The 20,638-nt window shown below is 67.9% G+C and carries 19 protein-coding genes and 1 tRNA gene; 8 read left to right on the top strand and 12 right to left on the bottom strand.

Going from position 1 to position 20,638, the window contains the following annotated elements:
* Nucleotides 1-73: 73 nt before the first annotated feature.
* Nucleotides 74-427, top strand: coding sequence for a hypothetical protein (locus tag GKZ92_RS03500; RefSeq protein ID WP_035752012.1), 354 nt, complete (start codon nucleotides 74-76; stop codon nucleotides 425-427).
* Here GKZ92_RS03500 and GKZ92_RS03495 read toward each other — a convergent pair.
* The 3 genes from GKZ92_RS03495 to GKZ92_RS03485 all read right to left on the bottom strand — a co-directional run bounded on the left by GKZ92_RS03495 (nucleotide 417) and on the right by GKZ92_RS03485 (nucleotide 1,303).
* Nucleotides 417-674 (bottom strand): hypothetical protein, encoded by a 258-nt coding sequence (locus GKZ92_RS03495; RefSeq protein WP_006358364.1) that lies wholly within the window; start codon nucleotides 672-674, stop codon nucleotides 417-419. The two genes, GKZ92_RS03500 and GKZ92_RS03495, sit on opposite strands and share 11 nt — an antisense overlap.
* A gap of 116 nt (nucleotides 675-790) precedes the next feature.
* A tRNA-Thr gene (locus GKZ92_RS03490) sits at nucleotides 791-865 on the bottom strand.
* Between the two features lie 51 nt (nucleotides 866-916).
* On the bottom strand, nucleotides 917-1,303 hold the full coding sequence (locus GKZ92_RS03485) for a RidA family protein (protein WP_035752015.1): 387 nt from the start codon (nucleotides 1,301-1,303) through the stop codon (nucleotides 917-919).
* A 165-nt stretch (nucleotides 1,304-1,468) separates the two neighbouring features.
* On the opposite strand from GKZ92_RS03485, the gene GKZ92_RS03480 reads away from it, so the two are divergent.
* The 4 genes from GKZ92_RS03480 to otsB all read left to right on the top strand — a co-directional run bounded on the left by GKZ92_RS03480 (nucleotide 1,469) and on the right by otsB (nucleotide 5,571).
* Nucleotides 1,469-2,950 (top strand): threonine/serine ThrE exporter family protein, encoded by a 1,482-nt coding sequence (locus GKZ92_RS03480; protein ID WP_035752109.1) that lies wholly within the window; start codon nucleotides 1,469-1,471, stop codon nucleotides 2,948-2,950.
* 113 nt (nucleotides 2,951-3,063) lie between these two features.
* Nucleotides 3,064-3,225 carry a hypothetical protein gene (locus GKZ92_RS23540; protein WP_005200235.1) on the top strand — a complete coding sequence of 54 codons (162 nt, stop codon included), beginning with the start codon at nucleotides 3,064-3,066 and terminating at the stop codon, nucleotides 3,223-3,225.
* Between the two features lie 4 nt (nucleotides 3,226-3,229).
* Complete coding sequence (locus tag GKZ92_RS03475; protein WP_005200237.1) at nucleotides 3,230-4,789, top strand: alpha,alpha-trehalose-phosphate synthase (UDP-forming); 1,560 nt, start codon at nucleotides 3,230-3,232, stop codon at nucleotides 4,787-4,789.
* Nucleotides 4,786-5,571 carry a trehalose-phosphatase gene (gene otsB, locus GKZ92_RS03470; protein WP_005200239.1) on the top strand — a complete coding sequence of 262 codons (786 nt, stop codon included), beginning with the start codon at nucleotides 4,786-4,788 and terminating at the stop codon, nucleotides 5,569-5,571. The genes GKZ92_RS03475 and otsB overlap by 4 nt, the downstream gene beginning before the upstream one ends.
* A 6-nt stretch (nucleotides 5,572-5,577) precedes the next feature.
* On the opposite strand, the gene GKZ92_RS03465 is transcribed toward otsB, so the two are convergent.
* The gene (locus GKZ92_RS03465; protein WP_035752111.1) at nucleotides 5,578-6,387 is read right to left on the bottom strand and encodes a transglutaminase-like domain-containing protein; all 810 of its coding nucleotides are present in this window, start codon (nucleotides 6,385-6,387) and stop codon (nucleotides 5,578-5,580) included.
* A gap of 69 nt (nucleotides 6,388-6,456) precedes the next feature.
* A complete protein-coding gene (locus tag GKZ92_RS03460) occupies nucleotides 6,457-7,584 on the bottom strand; it encodes an ROK family transcriptional regulator (RefSeq protein ID WP_035752017.1) in 1,128 nt (375 codons plus the stop codon).
* A gap of 85 nt (nucleotides 7,585-7,669) precedes the next feature.
* On the opposite strand from GKZ92_RS03460, the gene GKZ92_RS03455 reads away from it, so the two are divergent.
* On the top strand, nucleotides 7,670-8,446 hold the full coding sequence (locus GKZ92_RS03455) for an SDR family NAD(P)-dependent oxidoreductase (RefSeq protein ID WP_035752019.1): 777 nt from the start codon (nucleotides 7,670-7,672) through the stop codon (nucleotides 8,444-8,446).
* Here the strand turns inward: GKZ92_RS03455 and GKZ92_RS03450 are convergent.
* Together GKZ92_RS03450 and GKZ92_RS03445 are read right to left on the bottom strand one after the other, a co-directional pair.
* Nucleotides 8,443-9,699 (bottom strand): L,D-transpeptidase, encoded by a 1,257-nt coding sequence (locus tag GKZ92_RS03450; RefSeq protein ID WP_035752020.1) that lies wholly within the window; start codon nucleotides 9,697-9,699, stop codon nucleotides 8,443-8,445. The two genes, GKZ92_RS03455 and GKZ92_RS03450, sit on opposite strands and share 4 nt — an antisense overlap.
* Nucleotides 9,700-9,749: 50 nt before the next feature.
* Nucleotides 9,750-10,337 (bottom strand): helix-turn-helix domain-containing protein, encoded by a 588-nt coding sequence (locus GKZ92_RS03445; protein ID WP_005200248.1) that lies wholly within the window; start codon nucleotides 10,335-10,337, stop codon nucleotides 9,750-9,752.
* 48 nt (nucleotides 10,338-10,385) lie between these two features.
* Between GKZ92_RS03445 and GKZ92_RS23925 the strand changes: the two genes are divergently transcribed.
* Nucleotides 10,386-12,164 carry an FAD-dependent oxidoreductase gene (locus GKZ92_RS23925; protein ID WP_306302396.1) on the top strand — a complete coding sequence of 593 codons (1,779 nt, stop codon included), beginning with the start codon at nucleotides 10,386-10,388 and terminating at the stop codon, nucleotides 12,162-12,164.
* On the opposite strand, the gene deoC is transcribed toward GKZ92_RS23925, so the two are convergent.
* Complete coding sequence (gene deoC / locus GKZ92_RS03435) at nucleotides 12,129-12,875, bottom strand: deoxyribose-phosphate aldolase (RefSeq protein WP_006358354.1); 747 nt, start codon at nucleotides 12,873-12,875, stop codon at nucleotides 12,129-12,131. The genes GKZ92_RS23925 and deoC overlap by 36 nt on opposite strands.
* Here deoC and purU point away from each other — a divergent pair.
* Nucleotides 12,834-13,727, top strand: coding sequence for a formyltetrahydrofolate deformylase (gene purU / locus GKZ92_RS03430; protein ID WP_042376885.1), 894 nt, complete (start codon nucleotides 12,834-12,836; stop codon nucleotides 13,725-13,727). The two genes, deoC and purU, sit on opposite strands and share 42 nt — an antisense overlap.
* Before the next feature lie 13 nt (nucleotides 13,728-13,740).
* On the opposite strand, the gene GKZ92_RS03425 is transcribed toward purU, so the two are convergent.
* The 4 genes from GKZ92_RS03425 to GKZ92_RS03410 all read right to left on the bottom strand — a co-directional run bounded on the left by GKZ92_RS03425 (nucleotide 13,741) and on the right by GKZ92_RS03410 (nucleotide 20,516).
* Entirely contained in the window at nucleotides 13,741-14,733 is a 993-nt protein-coding gene (locus tag GKZ92_RS03425) for an alpha/beta hydrolase (protein ID WP_035752022.1), read from the bottom strand.
* Between the two features lie 603 nt (nucleotides 14,734-15,336).
* Nucleotides 15,337-16,644: an ISL3 family transposase gene (locus GKZ92_RS03420; protein WP_006358292.1), complete on the bottom strand. Its 1,308-nt coding sequence runs from the start codon at nucleotides 16,642-16,644 to the stop codon at nucleotides 15,337-15,339.
* A gap of 337 nt (nucleotides 16,645-16,981) precedes the next feature.
* On the bottom strand, nucleotides 16,982-18,760 hold the full coding sequence (locus GKZ92_RS03415) for an ABC transporter ATP-binding protein (protein ID WP_155224984.1): 1,779 nt from the start codon (nucleotides 18,758-18,760) through the stop codon (nucleotides 16,982-16,984).
* Nucleotides 18,753-20,516, bottom strand: coding sequence for an ABC transporter ATP-binding protein (locus GKZ92_RS03410; protein WP_155224983.1), 1,764 nt, complete (start codon nucleotides 20,514-20,516; stop codon nucleotides 18,753-18,755). The genes GKZ92_RS03415 and GKZ92_RS03410 overlap by 8 nt, the downstream gene beginning before the upstream one ends.
* Nucleotides 20,517-20,638: the final 122 nt, after the last annotated feature.

The raw sequence follows: 20,638 nt of genomic DNA, 5'->3' as shown, positions 1-20,638 counted from the left end.
CACCGAGAACCCGTTTCCGGGCACGCGTTCCCCGCGGCGGGAATGTCGGGCACCGGCTGGGTAGAGTACGGCCATGGATGTACTACGCAACGTCGTAATTCTGCTGCACATCGTCGGCTTCGCCGTGACGTTCGGTGCCTGGTTCTCACAGGTGGTCGCCCGCGAGTTCCGCTTCACCCGGGCCATGGACTACGGCATCCTGCTCTCGCTGCTCACCGGCCTGGCACTGGCGGCACCGTGGCCCGCCGGAATCGATCTCAACTACCCGAAGATCGGCATCAAGCTGGTGATCCTGCTCGTGCTCGGCGCGATCCTGGGCATCGGCAGTGCCCGTCAGAAGCGCACCGGCGAACCGGTTCCGCGGGCGCTGTTCTGGACGGCCGGCGCCTTGTCGCTGCTCGCTGCCGGACTCGCCGTCATCTGGTGACCATCTCCAGGCGATAGACACACATCGTCGGTTCGGGCCGGACGGTGACCAGGTCGTGATTCGTCTTCTCGGCGGGACGGCCGAATGCGCCGACATGGGTGATGACCCGAAAGGACACCACCCGGTCGCCGTCCGGTGTGTGCGCGACGATCTGACCGATCGAGGATTCCTTGACCTCGGACCCGGCGCCCGAGTGCCGCAACTGCTCGACCAGCCCCAGCAGGGCCACCGCCGCGACGAAACCCACCAGCCACCACCTCGTGCGGCGTCGGTGTCGGTGTCGCGCAGGCGGGCGGGGCCATCGACTCTCGGGTCCGGTGTGACCGTTCGTCATCTGGCTCCCCCCGCGGGCCGGGGCCCTCGTGGAGCCCCCTGTCAGGATTGAACTGACGACCGCTCGCTTACAAGGCGAGTGCTCTACCACTGAGCTAAGGAGGCGTGCGTGCGCGAGTATAGCCACCGCGCATGCGCCTGCCCCAGCGGACCCGGTCAGCCCGGGATCGCGGCGACCGCCTCGATCTCCACCAGCTGGTCGTCGTAGGCGAGGACCGAGACGCCGAGCAGACTGCCGGCCGGCTTGTGATCGCCGAAGGCCGCCGTCACCGCATCCCAGGCGACCACGAGGTCGGCCTGCAGGTGTTCGGCGACGAAGACGGTCACCTTGGCGACGTCGGACAACGACGCCCCGGCCTCGGCCAGCGCCGCCTCCAGGTTCACCATGCACTGCCGTGCCTGTTCGCTGACGTTCCCCGGGGCGACGGTGGCGCCCTGTTCGTCGATCGGCGCGGCACCCGCGGTGAAGACGAGACTGCCGGGGGCCACTGCCGCACTGCGGGTGTGACCGTCGAGGGGACCGTTGATCTGCACTGATGACATGCCGCGATCCTAGAGGGCGGCGGGCACGCCGCACGCAGCGTGACATCGGCCGTGTCCGGGTAGTTCACATCTGAGATCGATTCGGTGCCAAGATCGAAGCGGCAGTCACCGATGATCGACGACTCCCGACCGAACGCGAATGCTCGACTGACAAAGGAGGCATGGGTGCGCGAGTTCCTCGGCCGCGCGCTTCGTCGACTCACCGGAACCCGGCAGGCGACGATCGACACGATCGAGCCCGGCAGCATCATGGTGTCGCCGCGCAAGCCGATCGAACCGTTCGACGTCGCGGCGATCACCGAGGTCCTCGACCTCGCCACCAAGATCGGCGCCGTGCTGCTCGACTCCGGTACCGGTGCGATCGACACGCAGACCCAGATCAAGTTCGTCGCAGGTGTTTACGGCCTCGAGGACGTGGACGTCGACGTCACCTACAACACGATCGTCGTCAGCGCACGTCGCGGCGCGACGCTCCCGCCCATCACCACGATGGAGCAGGTCTACTACCGCTCGATGGACTTCACCCGGCTCGCCCAGGTGGATCGGCTCGTCCGGCGCATCCGCGACTCCGGCATCACGCCCTCGACCGCTCACCGCATGGTCGACGAAATCATCACCGCCCCACACCCGTACCCGCACTGGGTCGCGACGGTCGCCTGGGGCGCGATGGCGTCGGGCATCTCCGTCCTGCTCGGTGGCCAGTACCTGGTCGCCGCGCTGGCCTTCGTCACCACGGTCGCCATCGTCCTGGTCAACCGGAACCTCAACCGGATCGGTACGCCCGTCTTCTTCCAACAGCTCTCCGGCGGATTCATCGCCGTCGTCCCCGCGGCCCTCGTCTTCGGCGCGGCCGAGAGACTCGGCGTGGAGATCGCACCCTCACAGGTCATCGCCGCGGGCATCGTCGTCCTGCTCTCGGGGCTGTCGCTCGTCGGTTCGGTGCAGGACGCCATCACCGGCGCCCCGATCACCGGCGTCGCCCGGTTCTTCGAACTCCTGCTCATGACCGGCGGCATCATCGCCGGCGTCGGTATCGCCATCCGACTGCTCGAGGCGGGCGGCATCTTCCTGCCCACGATCACCACCTCGACCAGCTTCGAGGCGGTCGAGTTGCCGGTACGGGTGGCCGCGGGCGCCGTCGCCGCCTGCGCCTACGCACTGGCCAGTTACGCCGAGACACGCGCGCTCGGCGTCGCCTTCCTCGGCGGCCTGATCGGCACCGCGGTCGCGGCGTCGGCAACCTTCACCTCGATCGGCGACGTCATCGCCAACGGTCTCGCCGCGGCCTTCGTCGGCCTGGTCGGCGGCCTCCTGGCCCGTCGTGCGCTGACGCCGCCGCTCGTCGTCGCGGTCGCCGGCATCACCCCGCTCCTCCCGGGTCTCGCGGTCTACCGCGGCCTGTACGGCATCCTCAGCGAACAGACGCTCAGCGGCTTCACCTGGATCGCCAACGCCCTCGCCATCGGCTGCGCGCTCGCGGCCGGCGTCACCCTCGGTGAGTTCGTCGCCCGGTCGCTGCGCCGCCCCCAGCTAGCTCCGCGACCCAACTGGAGTCTGCGGCGTCGACTCCTCGCCCAGCGCGAGGCACGCGAGGGCCGGGCGATCCGTCAGAACCGTCGTTGGCCGCCGCCACCGCGGCGGTTCTGAGCACCCCCGCGACCCGGGTAGAATGGCGAATCGGGCGCGCCACCCATCGGCCGCTCCAGCCCGCACGGCCTCGAGCCACACCGCGACACCGCACGCACTACGAGGGGACTCACATGCCCGCGAAGACCACCGACATCGCCGACGAAGAACTGGAACCGGTAGCCGACGAGACCGCCAATTCGGCGCGACGCGTCGTGGCCGCCTACGCCACCGACGCCGACGAATGCCGGATGCTGCTCGCAATGCTGGGGATCGCACCGGGCGAGAACGCCTGATCCGGTGACGCCGCGACCGGCTGGAACCGGGACCGACCCCATCCGAGACAACGCGTCCGGAGAGGGGCCGAACCGGGCTGCCCCGCACGATGGCGCAGAGTTCGTCGTCGTCGCCAACCGTCTCCCCGTCGACAAGGAGATCCTGCCCGACGGCACGATCAACTGGAAGCGGAGTCCCGGCGGTCTCGTGACCGCCCTCGAACCGATCCTGCGCGCCAACACCGGCGCCTGGGTCGGATGGTCGGGTATCCCCGATTCCGACGACAATCCCCCGGACATCGAGGGCATCGACATCCACGCGGTGCCGCTGTCCACCCAGGAGATCGCCGAATACTACGAGGGCTTCTCCAACGCCACCCTGTGGCCGCTGTATCACGACGTGATCGTCAAACCCGAGTACCACCGCGAATGGTGGAACACCTACGTCGAGGTGAACCGTCGGTTCGCCGAGGCCGCGTCGCGGGCGGCCGGCGAGGGTGCTGTCGTGTGGGTGCAGGATTACCAGCTGCAGCTGGTCCCGAAGATGCTGCGCATGCTGCGGCCGGACGTGAAGATCGGCTTCTTCCTGCACATCCCGTTCCCGCCGGTGGAACTGTTCATGCAGATGCCGTGGCGGACCGAGATCGTCGAAGGCCTCCTGGGCGCCGACCTGATCGGGTTCCACCTCCCTGGCGGCGCACAGAACTTCCTCTTCCTCGCCCGCCGGCTGGCCGGCCAGGCCACCAGCAAGGGCACCGTCGGCGTCCGCTCCCGCTTCGGCGTGGTGCAGGTCGGTTTCCGCACGGTGCGCGTGGGCGCGTTCCCCATCTCGATCGACTCCGGCGAACTCGCGGCCAAGGCCAAGACCAAGAAGATCCGTGACCGGGCCGCCGAGATCCGCCGGGAACTCGGCAATCCCAAGACGATCATGCTCGGCATCGACCGGCTCGACTACACCAAGGGCATCGACGTCCGCCTCAAGGCGATCTCGGAGTTGCTCGACGAGGAACGGCTCGACGCTTCCGAGACGGTGATGATCCAGCTCGCCACGCCGAGCCGCGAACGCGTCGAGAGCTACAAGCGGATGCGAGCCGGGATCGAGCAGCTGGTCGGCAACATCAACGGCAACCACAGCCACACGGTGAGCCGCCCGGTCGTCCAGTATCTGCACCGTCCGGTGCCGCGCGACGAGCTGATCGCCTTCTTCGTGGCCGCCGACGTGATGCTGGTGACCCCGCTGCGCGACGGCATGAACCTCGTGGCCAAGGAGTACGTCGCCTGCCGCAGCGATCTCGGCGGCGCTCTGGTTCTCAGCGAATTCACCGGTGCCGCAGCCGAACTGCGCTCGGCATATCAGGCCAATCCCTACGACCTCGACGGAGTCAAGGACGCCATCGAGGCCGCGGTGAACCAAAGCGAACACGAGGGCCGCCGCCGCATGCGGGCACTGCGTCGTCAGGTGCTCACCCACGACGTCGACAAGTGGGCACGCAGCTTCCTCGGCACGCTCAGCGAGAACTCCGAGACCGAGTTGGAACCCAACCGTGGTGTGCACCTGGTCGAAGACTCCCTCGACAACACATGAGCGACAACGGGATTCCCGTGGACCTGCGGGCCGCTCTCGGCGCGGCCGCACGTGCTCGTCGGCTGCTGGTCGCGTCGGATTACGACGGATGCGTGTCGCCGATCGTGTCGCGCCCGGAGGACGCGGTCCCGAACCCGGCGTCGATCACCGCACTCGAAGTGGCCGCAGCACTGCCCGACACCGAGGTCGCGGTCATCTCGGGTCGTGAACTCGCCGTGCTCGCAAGCCTTTCCGGCCTGGGTGCACCGGTGACGCTGGTCGGGAGCCACGGCAGCGAGTTCGACACCGGGTTCGCGGTCGAGGTGACCGACGCCGCACGCGCCCTGCTCGTCCGGATCGTCGACGAACTGCGTGACATCTCGGCTCGTTTCCCGGGTTCGACGGTCGAGACCAAACCGGCGAGCGCCGTGTTGCATGTGCGCAACGCCGATCCCGACGACGCCGTGACGGCACTCGAAGGCGCGCGGACCGGCCCCGGCTCCTGGGACGGCGTGCATTCCACCGAGGGCAAGAGCGTGCTCGAACTCGCGGTCATCGAGACCAGCAAGGGGCACGCGCTCGACACCCTGCGGGTACGGCTCGACTGCGACGTAGTCATCTACCTCGGCGACGACGTGACCGACGAGAAAGCCTTCGCACACCTGCGGCCCGAGGCCGGCGACATCGGCATCAAGGTCGGCGACGGTGCCACCGCAGCCGGATTCCGCATCGAGGACACCGACGACGTCGCAGCCGTCCTCGACTACGTGGCCACCGAACGCCGAGCCGCGCTCGACGCCTGAGCCGGTTCAGCCGATCATGACCCGGGCGGTCGAGTCGTCGTAGGGCAGCGCACCGCGAACGGTCGCGGTCACCTCGTAGTTGTTGAGCGTGATCGTGCCGCGGTGGTTGTCGAGGAATGCGGTGTCCGCGGCGTCGCGCCCGGTGGCGATCCGCACGAGCGATTGCCGCGGCGCCAGACGCGTCGCGTCGACGACCACCCATTCGCCGTCGATGATCGCCTCGGCGACGGCGTGGAAGTCCATCGGGGAGCACCCCGGCGCGTATACGGCGACGAGCCGGGCGGGGATGTTCAGCGCCCGCAGGAGCGCCACGACGAGATGCGCGTAGTCGCGGCACACACCCGCCCCGGCGAGCAGGGCGTCGACCGCACCGTCGATGGGATCGCTCGCCCCGGGCAGGTAGTTGAGCCGATGCTCGACGAAGGCCACCACCTGGTTGAGGAGCTCCTCTTCGGGCAGCGACAGATTGAACTGGCCGGCCACGAATCCGAAGAACTTGTCGCACTCGGCGTATCGGCTGGGGCGCAGGTATCGCGACCGGTCGGTGCTCTCCACCGGGATCGGGTCCGCGGGGGTGAGGATCTCGGCGGTGTAGTCGATCGTCAGCAGTCCGCGGTCGAGCTGCATCCGGTGGATTCGCGATCCGTGATCGGCGACGAGCTCCTCCACGGCGACCGGACTGCCGCCCAGCTCGATCTTGAGTTCCTCCTGCAGTTGCAGGCCGGGCAGCTTCGCCACCGTGATCTGCATCTCGAGTTCGGTCGGGTCGTCGATGCTCACCTCGAGTCGGGCGGACACATCGCGGGGCAGGGTCATGTCCCCACCGTAGGTGATGACTTCCCGCCCGGCACATACGGCGGTGCCGCACGCGAACGACATGCCGTTTCAGAGTGTGGCGACAGCGGCGATCGGATCGGCGTAGATGACGCTGAGGGCGACCACGACCGCGGCGCTCTCCTGAACGTGCACACCGAATCTCGACGGCGCGATCTCCAGCGGCCGGTCGAGCGTCGACGCCTCGTCGAACGACGCCTGCACCGGGGCAAGTCCGTGCGGGTGCGCCGAGAACGCGTCGCCGGCGACGACGATCGTGTCCGGGTTGATCACGTCGCGGATCATCGCGACCGCCTCCCCGAGGACCCGCGCGCGTTCGTCGACGATGCGCGACGAGTCCGGATCGATGCCGAGGCGGTGGGCTGCCGCCTGTGCGGCGGCGTCGCCGATGACGTTCTGCAGCCGCACCCGGGTGTGTCCCGGGGCGAGCACCGGCGCGGACACGGGCAGATGCGCGATGGTCCCGGCCCCTCGCTCGGGGACGTGGACCCGGCCTTCGAGAGTCATTGCCATACCGGCGGTCTCGCGTGCGTAGAAGAACAGTCCGGTGCCTGATTCGTCGCGCGATCCGGCCAGCAGGAGTTCCGCGGCGGCCATCGCCTCCACGTGCTCACACACCGACACCGGGGTGTCGAGTCGGTCCGCAAGGGTTTCGCCCACCGGAAGTTGGTGCCACCCGAGAACCCGGTGATCCACCACACCCGTCTCCGCGTCCACCGCACCGCCGAGCGCCACACCGCCCCACAGCAGACGGCGTCCGCCGAACCGGCCGGCGAGTTCGGCGAGCTGCGTGCACAGTTGCTCGATCGCCTCCTGGTGGTCACCCGACGGGGTGAGCACGGCATGGCTGTGCAGGGTGCGTCCACCGAGATCCGCGATGACCAGGACCGCGCGCCGCGCACCGATGTGCAGTCCCGCGACGCACAGCGAATCCCGGTCGATGGTCAGCGGGTTCTTCGGCCTGCCAATGGTTTTCGGCCCCACGAGATCGGGACGTTCGGTGATGAGACCGTGGGCGGCGAGCGCATGGACCTGACGGTTGATCGTCGCGGCGGACAGCCCGGTCGTCGAGGCGAGCTGATCCCTGGTCACCGGCCCACCGACCCGGATCGCGTGCAACACCGCGGCCGCCGGAGTGGACGTCAGTTGCAGCGCCGCCGGGATCACTCCCCCACGCATGGGACGAATGTAGCAGTGCGCGAGTGCACGCCGAGGCTTCCGGCGGTGTCATGGGCGAGGTTGGCACGCATCGTAAGGTGGGCCCATGAGCCCTGACACCGCCACCGACGCCACCGCCCAGACCACCGACCAGCGACCGATCGCCGTCGTCACCGGCGCGAGTTCCGGGATCGGTGCCGCCACTGCTCGCCAACTGGCGGAGCAGGGCTACCACGTGGTGCTCGGCGCACGACGCGTCGATCGCGTCGAGGCGCTCGCCGCCGAGATCGGAGGAACCGGAAAGCAGCTCGACGTCACCGACGAGGACTCGGTCGCCGCGTTCGTCGAAGGCCTGGACCGCGTGAACGTGCTCGTGAACAACGCCGGCGGCGCCAAGGGCCTCGACCCGGTGTCCACCGCGAACCTCGACGACTGGCGCTGGATGTGGGAGACCAACGTCCTGGGCAGCCTGCGGATCACGAAGGCCCTCCTCCCCGCACTGATCGCATCCGGGGACGGACTGATCGTCGCGATCACCTCGATCGCAGCGCTGGAGGCCTACGACAACGGCTCCGGCTACACCTCGGCCAAGCACGCCCAGGCGGTCACCCACCGCACTCTGCGATACGAACTCCTCGGCAAGCCGGTGCGTCTCACCGAGATCTGCCCGGGCATGGTCGAGACCGACTTCTCCCTCGTGCGGTTCGAGGGCGACAAGGAACGCGCTGACGCCGTCTACCAGGGCCTGACCCCGCTGACCGCGGATGACGTCGCCGAGGTCGTCGGCTTCGTCGCGTCACGGCCGCCGCACGTGAACCTCGACCAGATCGTCCTCATGCCGCGCGATCAGGCGTCGGCTCGCCGGAACATCAAGACCGGCTAGCGGGGTGCGGGAACGTTGGAGGTCGGGGCGCCGCTCGGCGTCGCCGGCACCGACGACTCCGTCACCTCACCCTTGATCGCCGACATGCCCTGCCAGGTCTCCCAGTCGAAGATCCAGTCGTAGATGTCACCGTCGGCCTCCGACAACGGGATTCGCGTACCCGAGACCTCGACCGGGTCACCGTAGACGGCCACCCGGAAGTAACGTTCGGCGTCGGCCTCGGACAGGTTGATGCACCCGTTGGTGACGTTCGCCGTGCCCTGGACGTTGACCGTCTCGGGGTTGGCGTGGATGAACTCGCCGTTGTTGGAGATGCGCACGGCCCAGCGTTCCCGGATGTTGAAGTAACCGGCCGCCGGGTTGCTCATGAAGAACTCTTCGTACTTCTCGGTGACCACGTGGATGCCGGAACGGGTGACGTTGCGGTCGAGGTCGCCGCCGCCGTAGCTGCAGGGCAACGACATCAGTTCGACGCCGTCACGCAGCACGTCGATGCGGTGCGAGGACTCGACGGCCCTCACGACCTGCGCGCGGCCGATTGAGAAGTCGCTCGTCACGTCCGCGGCCCCAAAGGCGCCGCCACCGTGATCGAGGCCGTACAGCTTGGCGTCCATGTGGACTCTGGTGCCGGGTGCCCAGTACTCGCGGGGACGCCAGTGGACACGTGAACCGTTGTCCTCGCCGAGCCACGCCCACGACCCCTCGGTGGGCGGCGTGGTCGTGACGGTGAGCGCCCGCTCCACCGCTTCCTTGTCCTCGACGGTTCCGTTGAACTTCAGGATGATCGGCGCGGCGATACCAACCTCCTGACCATCGCCGATGTTGACCACGACGTTCAGCTGGCTCGACGGTTCGAGGGTGGTGAAGCTCCCGGCGACCGGCTCGGTCTTGCCGTCGGTCCCGATGGCCGTCCCGCTCCAGGTGTATTCGGTGCCGTATCCCAGGGGCTCGGCGATGGTGTAGCTCGTCCGGTCCTCCGACAATCGCCCGTTCACCACCCGCCCACGGGGGTTCGTCAGCTTCACGTCCGGGTTGAGCGTGCCGCCCTCGGCCTGCACGCCGATCTCGGCGATCGGACTGGGCGCCTCACCGTCGAGCGGAGGGGTGAAGGTCAGTTGGACCTTCGGCTCGGCAGGTTTGTCGTCGCCCGGGCCGGAACCGGAACCCGTACACGCCGCGATCGCGACCCCGAGTACGCCGACCCCGGCCGCGGCGAGCACAGCACGTCGGTTCACCGGGGCCTGAGAAGTCATCACCCGAACAAGCCTACCGATCTGCGGTTGTCGTTCGCGGAGCTGACGACTCACGGTTGCGGATCGTCGGCGGCGGTCGTCGCGGACGGCATGTGGGCGCGCTCGCCCGCGTGGTCCATGATCGACAGCACCTCGGCCGGGCCGTCGTGAGCGCAGATCGCATGCGGGATCATTGTCGAGAATTCCGCCGCATCCCCCTCCGGGACGATGATCGCGCGGTCGCCGAGCAGGAGCCGCACCGTCCCGGAAAGCACCGTGAACCATTCCCGACCGGGGTGAACCCGCAGGTCCCCGAGCGGTTGTTCACGCTCGAAGCGCATCTTCGCGACCGTCACCCCCTGCGGGCTGTTCTCCCGGGACAGCAGCCATATCGTCATCCCCTCGGCGGTGTGCGGCTGGGGACGGATCACGACGTCGGTGTCATCGGCGGGTTCCACGAGCTGATCCAGTGTCGTTCCCAGCGCCCGTGCGATCGGGACCAGCTGGTCCAGCGCGACCCGGCGGTGACCGGTCTCGATACGGCTCAGCGTCGACGGGGAGAGGTAGCACCGCGCGGCCAACGCATCGAGGGTCCAGCCCTTGGCCAGCCGGAGACCACGAATGCGCTGCCGGACCACCGCGTCGAGTTCTTGCGTCATAGGCAAGAATATATGCCCATCGAGCATGGGTGCGCTACCGTCGACGCCATGACCCACTCGCATTCCCGCTCCCATGGACACGACCATGACCACGACCACTTGGCGTCGGCGCTCGACCTCGATGCCGAACTCCTCGGCAGCTACATCGACGACGCGGCCACCGTGATCACCCGACATCTCGGACGGGCACCGCAACGGATCGTCGACCTCGGCGCAGGAACCGGCACCGGCACCGAGGCCCTCGCCCGCCGGTTCGGTGCAACCCACCTCATCGCGGTCGACAGCTCCGCGGAGATGATCACTCGCGTCGGCGAACGGGCCCGCGCCGGCGGATTCGAGTCGCGAACCACCACCGTGGTGGCCGACCTCGACGACGGTCTGCCACCGCTGCACTCCCCCGACGTCATCTGGGCCGCGTTGTCGCTGCACCATGTCGCCGACCCCGCGGCTCTCCTGCGCGAGGCCGCGTCCGCGCTCGCTCCGGGCGGCGTCGTCGCGATCGTCGAGATGGACGGCCTCCCTCGCTTCGCGCCCGATGCCGACTCGGCCCTGGGCACGCTCGAGGACCGCTGCCACCAGGCCGCGGCCGGTGCCGGATGGGAGGCGCTCGCCGACTGGACCGAAACCCTCGGCGAGGCAGGCTTCGACGTCGTCCACCGCGACACGATCCGCATCGCACGCACCGGACCCAACGAGACCATCGCCCGGTACGCGGTCCACTGGTTCAGCCAGTTCCGGCACCGGCTGGCCGATGTGCTCTCCGATTCGGATGTGGCACTTCTCGATTCCCTCATCGACCCCGATGATCCCGCGTCGCTGCATCGACGCGCCGATCTCACCCTGACCGCCGGACGCCGGCTGTGGATCGCCCGGCCGGCCACCGATCACGACGTCGCCGTCGTCGGCGGCGGCGCCGCGGGGTTGAGCGCCGCGACGACACTTGCCCGTTCACTGCGTTCGGTCGTCGTCATCGACGGCGGTGAACCGCGCAACGCACCGGCCGAGGGCGCACACAACGTGCTCGGTCAGGAGGGCATCTCCCCACTCGAGTTGCTGTCACGGGGACGCGACGAGGTCCGCGGCTACGGCGGCGAAGTCCGCTCCGGCACCGTCGTCGACGCCCGCCGGGAGGACGATCGGTTCACCCTGACCCTGGCGTCGGGCGGCACGGTCCGGGCGCGACGTCTCCTGCTCGCGACGGGCCTCGTCGACGAACTGCCCGAGATCCCCGGCGTCGCCGAACTCTGGGGACGCGACGCGCTGCACTGTCCGTACTGTCACGGCTACGAGGCCCGCGGTTCGCGCGTCGTGGTGCTGGCGACGAGCCCGATGTCGGCCCATCAGGCACTGTTGTTCGCGCAACTCTCCGGCGACGTCACCCTGGTCGCGCATGCCGGGGATGCCATTGTCGCCGAGGACCGCGCGAACCTGGCCGCCGCCGGGGTGTCCGTCATCGACGAGACCGTCGAGCGGGTCCGCACCCGCGACGACGCCGGTACAGCTCGTCTCGACGGAGTCGAGCTCTCCAACGGCACGGTCCTGCAGGCCGATGCCGTCGTCGTCGCACCGAGATTCCTGGTGCGCGGAGACCTCTACGAGCGCCTCGGCGGCACGCTGTCGCAGACCCCGATGGGCGGCGTCATCGAGACCGGGCCGATGGGCGCGACCGCGGTTCCGGGCGTCTGGGCGGCGGGGAACAACACCACGCTCAACGCGGTGGTCACCGTCGCGATGGGCGAAGGGGTCTCGGCGGGCGCGGCGATCAACGCCGACCTCGTGATGGCCGACGTGCTACTCGGGAAAGCCGTCGAGCACAGTCGCCGATGACGACAGGCCCAGCCGCGTCGCGCCGGCCGCGATGAGTTCGGCGGCGAACCCGGCCGTCCGGATGCCGCCGCTCGCCTTCACCCCGACGCGGTCGCCGACCGCGGCGCGCATCAGCCGCACCGCCTCGACGCTCGCGCCACCTGCGGGATGAAAACCGGTCGACGTCTTCACCATTCCCGCGCCGGCCTGCTCGGCACGGCGGCACACCTCGGTGACCGTGTCCGGACCGGCGATCTGCAGGAGCGCTGCCGACTCGATGATCACCTTGAGCAGTGTCGAATCCCCGACCGCCTCACGCACGGTCAGGACGTCGGCGAACACCTCGTCGTATCGGCCGTCGACCGCGGCGCCGACGTCGATCACCATGTCGACCTCATGCGCCCCGGAATCCACCGCCAGCCGGGCCTCGGCGGCCTTGACCAGCGAGTGGTGCTTGCCCGAGGGAAAACCGGCGACCACGCAGGTCCGCTGCTCACCGGTGTCGATCGGGAGCATCGACGGCGACAGGCACACCGCGAACACGCCGAGACGGGCGGCCTCGGCGACGGTGGCCTCCGCGTCGGCACGGGTGGCCTCGGGCTTCAGAAGTGTGTGGTCGATGATGGCGGCGACGTCGCTACGCCGCAGGTCCGTGTTCGTCACATCGACGAGCTTGGCACACTGAGGGGCGTGACAAGCGGACAGCTGACCCCGACCGACCAGACCGAGCATCGCTATGTGCTGACGCTCGGCTGCCCCGACCGCACGGGCATCGTCGCCCGCATCTCGACCTTCCTGACCGATGTCGGGGGCTGGATCACCGAGGCCGCGTACCACTCCGACGACGACACCGGCTGGTTCTTCACCCGGCAGGCGATCCGCGCCGACGAGGTGTCGTTCACCGCGGATGAACTCCGCGCACGCTTCGCCGCGGAGGTCGCCGCCGAGCTCGGCCCCGAGACCGAGTGGCGCCTCACCGACACCCGTGACACCAAGTCCGTGGTGCTGCTGGTGAGCAAGGAAACCCACTGCCTCATCGACCTTCTGGGTCGTGCGCATCGCGGCGAGCTACCGGCGACCATCCGGGCCGTTGTCGGCAACCATCCCCAACTCGAAGAGCTGGCAACGCGTTTCGAGATCCCGTTCCACCACGTCCCGTTCGGTGAGCGCAAGGCCGAGGCCTTCGCCGAACTCGCCCGGATCGTCGACGGTTATCGGCCCGACGCCGTGGTCCTCGCGCGGTTCATGCAGATCCTGCCGCCGCAACTGTGCGACGCCTGGGCCGGCCGCGCGATCAACATTCACCACAGCTTCCTGCCGAGCTTCATCGGGGCCCGCCCGTACCACCAGGCATTCGCCCGGGGCGTCAAGCTGGTCGGTGCGACGTGCCACTACGTCACCGCCGATCTCGACGCCGGACCGATCATCGAACAGGACGTGATCCGGGTCGATCACAGCGACTCGGTGACCGACATGGTGCGTCAGGGACGCGACATCGAGACGCTGGTCCTGTCCCGCGGACTGCGCTGGCACCTCGAGGACCGCGTCCTCGTTCACGGCCGGAAGACCGTGATCTTCAACTAGTTCGGAACTTCGACTAGTTCAGGGCCCGCTCGTAGAACGACCACGAGCGGTGCAGCTGGTCCTGCCAGTAGCCCCAGGAGTGGGTGCCGGTGGGCGGCAGGTCGACCGTCGCCGGGATGTTCAACTGCTGCAGCCGGTTCACCAGCTGCAGGGTGCAGGTCATGGTGCCGCCCTCGATGGCGCCACCGACCAGGATCTGATCGGCGAGGGTGTCGGTCTTCTTCACGTACGCCGGGTTGTCGTACTGCCCGGGCAGGCCGGTCGCATTGGAGATGTACAGCTTGGTGCCACGCAGCTTGTGGGCGTTGATGACCGGATCGTGCTTACGCCAGCCGGGTCCGTTGTACGGGCCCCACATGTTCCTGGCGTCGCCGCCGCCGCGGACCTCGACGACCAGCCGGATGCTGTTCTGGCCGAACGGGTCGGCGGTGGTCGGGCAGCCGCTGTAGGAACCGACTGCCTCGTAAAGACCCGGATGCTCGATCGCGAGGTTCAGGACCGAGGTTCCCGACGAGGAGATGCCACCGATCGCGTTGCGCCCGGAGGTGTTGAAGTTCGCGTCGAAGACCGGAGGCAGTTCCTTGCCCAGGAACGTCGACCACTTGTGGACGCCGAGCTCGGGGTCGGGCTTCTCCCAGTCGGTGTAGTAGCTGAACTGCCCCTGGTTGGGGATGACGACGTAGAGGTTCTTGTTCTTGGTGAACTCGACGATGTCGGTCTTCGCCAGCCAGTTGGCGCCGTCCTCGCCGCCGCCCGCGCCGTTGAGGAGATAGAGGACCCCACGTGGCTTGGACTCGTCGGCCGGCTTGATCACCGTCAGCGGGATGTCTTTGTTCATCGCATCGGAATGCACGACGATGTCGGTGACCCGTTCGGTGGGCGAACCCGCGGTCACGAGACTCGGCGCCGCGGCTGCCATGCCGGCGGTGCCGGTGGCCGACAGCGTGAGCCCGATGCCCAGAGCGACCGCGATCGCGGCGCCGCACCTGCGCAGACGCTGGTTCATGCATTCCTCCTCGTCGAGTCCCCGACAGGCCCCGGGGCGGGCATGGGTCTTGTCTTGTCAGATGGACCGTATCGTGTCGGGCTGCCGGGCGGACACGCACCGCGGATCATTCAACCGCCCGGACTCCACGCTGACGACTGTTCGGCCCCGCTCAACACGAATCGCCTCACAGCCGGGGCCGTGAGGCGATTCGAAAAGACTGGTCGGACTACTCCGGCGTGTCGGAACCGCTCTCGAGCGAGCCGGTGAACACACCGAGGATCGCTTCGGTGATCGCGTCGGTGACGGCACCTTCGATTGCATCGCCAATTCCAAAGCTCATGGGAACTCCTTCGTTCGTGGGGGAAAGATTCGATGTGAGCGCCTGCTCCCACCTGTGCGGCGGCTCGAGACAGAGATTACATATCCGTCTCGACAATGTCTCCATTATTCCCGGGGACTTGTCACGAATACTTCTTTCGCCATCGACCGATGTCACAAAAGTCCAGCTCACACCACTGCGTTAATACGAACAATGGAATTCAGTGGGACGGTCGTCCATCAAACCCGCGAAAACAATGGCCATTAGCAACGTTGATGCAACGTTTCGGGGCTCTTCCTGATTCAGAGTGCGTCGAGGTGTTGTGCGAGGCCGCCGGAGTGGATGAGTGACCGCAAGATGTAGTGGTTGAGGTTGCGGAAGCCCAACGCGATCCCGCGGAGGTGTTCCAGGCGGCCGTTGATCGCTTCGACGGGTCCGTTGGAGGCGCCGGTGTCGAAGTAGGCCAAGATCTCGGCACGCCGCGCCCATAATGATCGGCCGAGTTGGGCCAACTCTGCCAGCCCGGACGGAACGCCGGTATGAATCCGTTTGAGCAGCTTGTACATCGCGATCTTGCCGTCACGCTTGTTCTCCTGGCCGTAGGCGTTGATCAGCTCTTGGTAGATCGCGTAGGTGACCGAGACGGCCACGTGCTCCTCGTGAGCCTCCAACCCGCTACGTAGCCGGGCCTTCTGCTTGTCTGTCAGCAACGCGATCCGGGTCAGCAGTGGTCGGCGGATACCGTAGAGCGGATCACCCGTGCGGCCGCGGTGCCCACACGTATCGTGTTGCACGCGTTGACGACACACTGTGAGCTTCTCGGCGGCCAGATGGACCACGTGGAACGGGTCCATCACCGCCCGCGCCTTATCCAATGCCTCGGCGGTCGCGGTGCGATACCCGGTGAATCCGTCCATGGTGACCACCCGGATCCGGTCCCGAAAGGAGTCATCGCGGGCATCGAGCCAGTCCTTCAACGCCGCTTTGGACCGGCCGCCCACCATATCCAGCAAGCGCGCCGACCCGGTCCCATCCACAATCGGTGTGAGGTCGACCAGCACGGTCACGAAACTCGAATCACCATTGCCGCGAACATGTTTCCACTTGTGCTCATCAACACCGAGAACCCTGACACCGTCGAGTCGGCCAGGCGCCGAAGCCACCGTACGCGCCGCCTGCAACGCGAGGGCATTCACGGTGTTCCAGCCCAACCCGACCGACGCGGCGACCGCAGAGACGCTCATCTTGTCCAGAATCATCCGCCGAAGAATCCACGCGATCGTGCGGCGCGTCACCGCCGCGCGCGGCGCGACGATCGCCGAGATGTCGGCGCGAAAGATGCCCTGACCACACGCGCCGTTCTCGCAGGCGTAGCGCGGCACCCTCAGATGCAACCGGGTCGGATGGCCCACGATCGGTAGATCTGCCACCTCACGATCGACATGATCACGCAACCGACCCGCCCGCTCGCACCTCGGGCAGCTACTCTTCGGGGCCAAGACCTCGCAGAACAGGTGTGTGCGATCCTCGCCGTCGAGAGCGGCATCGGTGATCGTCACCCCGAGTTCGATCGTGCGGCAAATCGTGTCGGCAATGGCGCTACGCTGCAACGAGGGTCCTGTCGGTGTGAGTGATGAGGTGTAGGGGCTTTCATCTTCACACCACAGGACCCGCCCGCATCCCCGGCTCGCCGCCGCCGAACCCGACCTACATCTTGTGCCCGGTAGAACCCGTTCTACGCACCGTCAATCAGGAAGAGCCCGTTTCGGTGGCGTATCGACTCAAAATCGCGCCAAACCTCCGTCACCGTAACTTTCCGATCGGTAGGTTTCGATTCCATACTCCATCGGTAAGTGGGTCAAGCGCTTGTTCAAATGGGACGAATACGCCAATGCGTTTCACGAAACGGATTGTTATGCACGCAAAAGGACCCTGACCTGTGGCGATTCATTCGGCACGCGATGCCGAATCGACGCCGCATCGTCGCGCATAGACCCCGCCGGCGCTGATCAGCTCATCGTGCGTTCCCGATTCGACGATCTTCCCCTCCTCGAGAACGACAATCTGGTCCGCGAGCGCGGCCGTGGCCATCCGGTGGGTGATCAGCAGCGTCGTCGTGTCGGCGCGCAGACGTTGCAGCGCCCGCTGCACGAGCAGCTCGGTGCGGGGGTCGGCGGCGCTGGTCGCCTCGTCGAGGATGAGGATGCGGGGCGATGCCGCGATGGCCCGAGCTACGGTGACGAGCTGTTTCTCCCCCGCGCTGAGGTTCTCCGATTCCTGGCCGATGACGGTGTCGATGCCCTGGGGCAGCGTCGCGACGATCTGGTCGAGATGTCCGTCGTGGACCGCACGGTCCACCGCGTCGTCGTCGGACATCCCGTAGGCGATGTTCTCGCGGACGGTCCCGGTGAACAGCCATGGCTCCTGGGTCACGACCGCCATTCCGTCGCGCACCCGTTGCGGGCCGAGGTCGACGGCATCGTCACCGTCGATGGTGATCGAACCGCCGGTCGGACGGTAGAAGCCCTGCAGCAGGTTGGTGATGGTCGTCTTGCCCGCGCCGGTCGAGCCGACGATCGCCGTCGTCGTACCCGGCTCCATCCGGAAACTCACGGAGCCGAGCACCGGCATGCTCTCCTCGTAGGCGAAGGCGACGTCGTCGAACACGATCTCCGGCGGTCGACGATGACGCCCAGCCTGGTCCGGCCCCACCTCGCCGGTCTCCGACGCGCCGTCCTCCGGCTCGTCGAGCACCTCGCGCACCTTGCCCGCCGACACCGTGCCCGACTGCACCTTGGTCACGAAACCAGCGAGTTCACGTACCGCCGAGGACAGCTGCTGGGCGAAGATCACGGCCACCTGGGCGGCACCGAGACTCAGGGTTCCGTCGACGACCATGAGGCCGCCGAGGACCGCCAGGGTCAGGAACACCACGGCGTTGATCGCAGTGAGGACCGGCGCGAGTGTGCCGGCGGCCCACTGGGAGGAACGCGTCGAACCGAAGAGCTTCTCGTTGAGGGCGTCGAACCGACGCCGGGCGATGGGTTCGGCGTTGTACGCCTGCAGCATGCGGCGCGTGCTCAGCTCTTCCTCGAGGTGCCCGGTGAGGGCGGCCGTGGTGGTCCACCGGGTCTCGAGGAACGGTCGTGCCCGCCGCGCGATGACGACCGACACCGCTGCCGACACCGGCGCGGCGACAAGCGCGACGGTCGCCAACAGCGGCGAGACGACGAACAGCACGACGGTGACCACGAAAAGGGTCAGCACGTTGGTGGGCACGGTGACCAGCACCGGAGCGATCACGGTGGCGGCATTGTCGGTGTGCGCGGTGAGCTTGCTGACGAGCACGCCACGGTTGTTCGACTCGAAGTAGCGCAGCGGGAGCCGATGGACCTTGTCCTCGATGCGCGCGCGCAACCCCGCCACCGACCGCTGCACCGCGATGGTCAACATCTGCCCCTGGGTGAACGCGAGGCAGGCGACCGCCACATAGATCGCCGCCTGCACGCCGAGCACTGTCCAGAGTCGCCGCCAGTCCATGCCTTCCGCGCCCATCGTCCCGTCGACGATCACGTTCGTGACCACACCGAACAGGATCGGTCCGACGACCGCGCCCAGCGACGCCACGATCGCGCACAGCGAGATCGCGACGGCGCGACCCCGACTCAGGTGGAGTTGCCGCATCAGCCATCGCAGTGAACCGTCGCGCCGGTTCGTATCAGGCATCGGTCACCGCCTGGGCGTAGGCGATCTCGCGGTAGATCTCACTGTCGGTGCGCAGGGTCTCGTCGGTGCCGACGGCGACGAGACGGCCGTCCTCCAGCACGCCGATGGCGTCGGCATGCCGGACCGACGAGACCCGCTGGGCCGCGATCAGCACCGTTGCCTCCGGGTGGGCTCGTCGCAGATTGGCGATGACCTCGCGCTCGGTGTCGACGTCGAGGGCGCTGAAGGGATCGTCGAGCACGTACAGCGCGGGACGTCGGAGGACGGCGCGGGCCAGCGCCAGGCGCTGTCGCTGGCCTCCCGAGAAGTTGCGGCCCTCCTGCGCGACGCGAGCGTCGAGCCCCTCGGGCCGCGCCTCGACGAAGTCACGGGCCGCGGCCACCTCGAGCGCTTTCCACAGTTGTTCGTCCGTGGCGTCGGGACGACCGATCCGCAGGTTGTCGGCGATCGTGCCGGTCACCAGCGCTGCACCCTGCCCGACGAACGCGGTCCGCGCACGTACCCACGCCGGCGCCAGGCCGGTCACGTCCGTGCCATCCCACCGGACGACGCCCGAGTCGGGGTCGGCGAAGCGCAACGGCAACGACAGCAATGTCGACTTCCCGCTGCCGGTACCGCCGAGGAGTCCGGTGACCGTGCCGGCGGCGCATGTCAGCGAGATCGCGTCGACCGCGGGCGCGTCGGCGCCGGGAAAGCCGACGGAGACGGCGTCGAAGACCACCGCGGGTGCGGACGACGTCACCCCGGCCTCGGCGTCGCCGGAATCGAGCACCTCGGTGACGAGGACCTCGGCGATGCGGTCCGCGCTGGTGACCGCGCGCGGGATGACGCCGGCGATGACGGTCAGCAATGACACGGCGAGCAGGATCTGGCCGAGGTATCCGACCGCCGCCGCGATCTGGCCGATCTGCATCTGGCCGCGGTCCACGAAGATCGCGCCCAGGGCGGCCACCGCGACCCCGGCGAGATTGGACACCACGGTCACGGTCGGGAGGAGCAGTACCTGAGTCCGTCCCAGCCGCAAGGCGACGTCGGTGAGTTCGTCGTTCTCCACCGCGAACCGCGCACGCTCGCGGGCCTCCTGCCGGAACGTCCTGATCACGGGTATGCCGCGCAACTGTTCGCGCAGCACGCGATTGATGGTGTCGAGCCGACGCTGCAGGCGCGCGGCCCACGGGACGATGCGCCGCACGAGCACCCCGACCAGCGCGACGAGGACCAGCCCGGCCACGAAGATCACCGGGGCCATCTGCCACGCCTGCGACAGGGAGAGCACCAGCGCACCGAACAGCATGAGCGGCGCGGTCACGACGACCGTGAGGAAGATGAACAGGAAGCCCTGGATCTGTCCCACGTCGCCGGTGGATCTGGTCAGCAGGCTGGACAGGCCCAGCCGGGCGACCTGCTGGTCGGTGAACATGCCGATCCGGCTGTTGACCCGGCCGCGCAGATCGCGGGCGGAGCTCGCCGACAGATGCGAGGCGAGGTAGGTGGCACCGAGCGAGACCGCGAGGTTGACCACGGCCACCGCGACCATCAGCAGCCCCACGACCTTGATGGTCCCCACGTCGCCGCGCAGGATTCCGTCGTCGATGATCGCGGCGTTCAGCGCCGGCTGGGCCAGCGACGTGAACACGCTGGCCAGTTGGAAGACGACGAATCCCGCGACCACCCACGGTGACGCCCTCAGCGCGGTGCCGACGAGGCCGACGAGCGCTCGCACCTGACCTCTGTTCAACGACGGTGGGACGGGCATCGGGCGAGACCACTCCGAACTACGACGGCGGAACAGGAAGAAATCGGCGTCGGATATCGTCGCCGATCCATTGCTGCCTCACATACCGGAAAGGTCGCCAGGCGGTTGTGAAGTCTACATAT

It is taken from the genome of Gordonia sp. 135 (assembly GCF_009720185.1).
In the GTDB taxonomy this organism is placed as follows: domain Bacteria; phylum Actinomycetota; class Actinomycetes; order Mycobacteriales; family Mycobacteriaceae; genus Gordonia; species Gordonia alkanivorans.
This window is presented reverse-complemented; position numbering and strand designations above follow the sequence as displayed.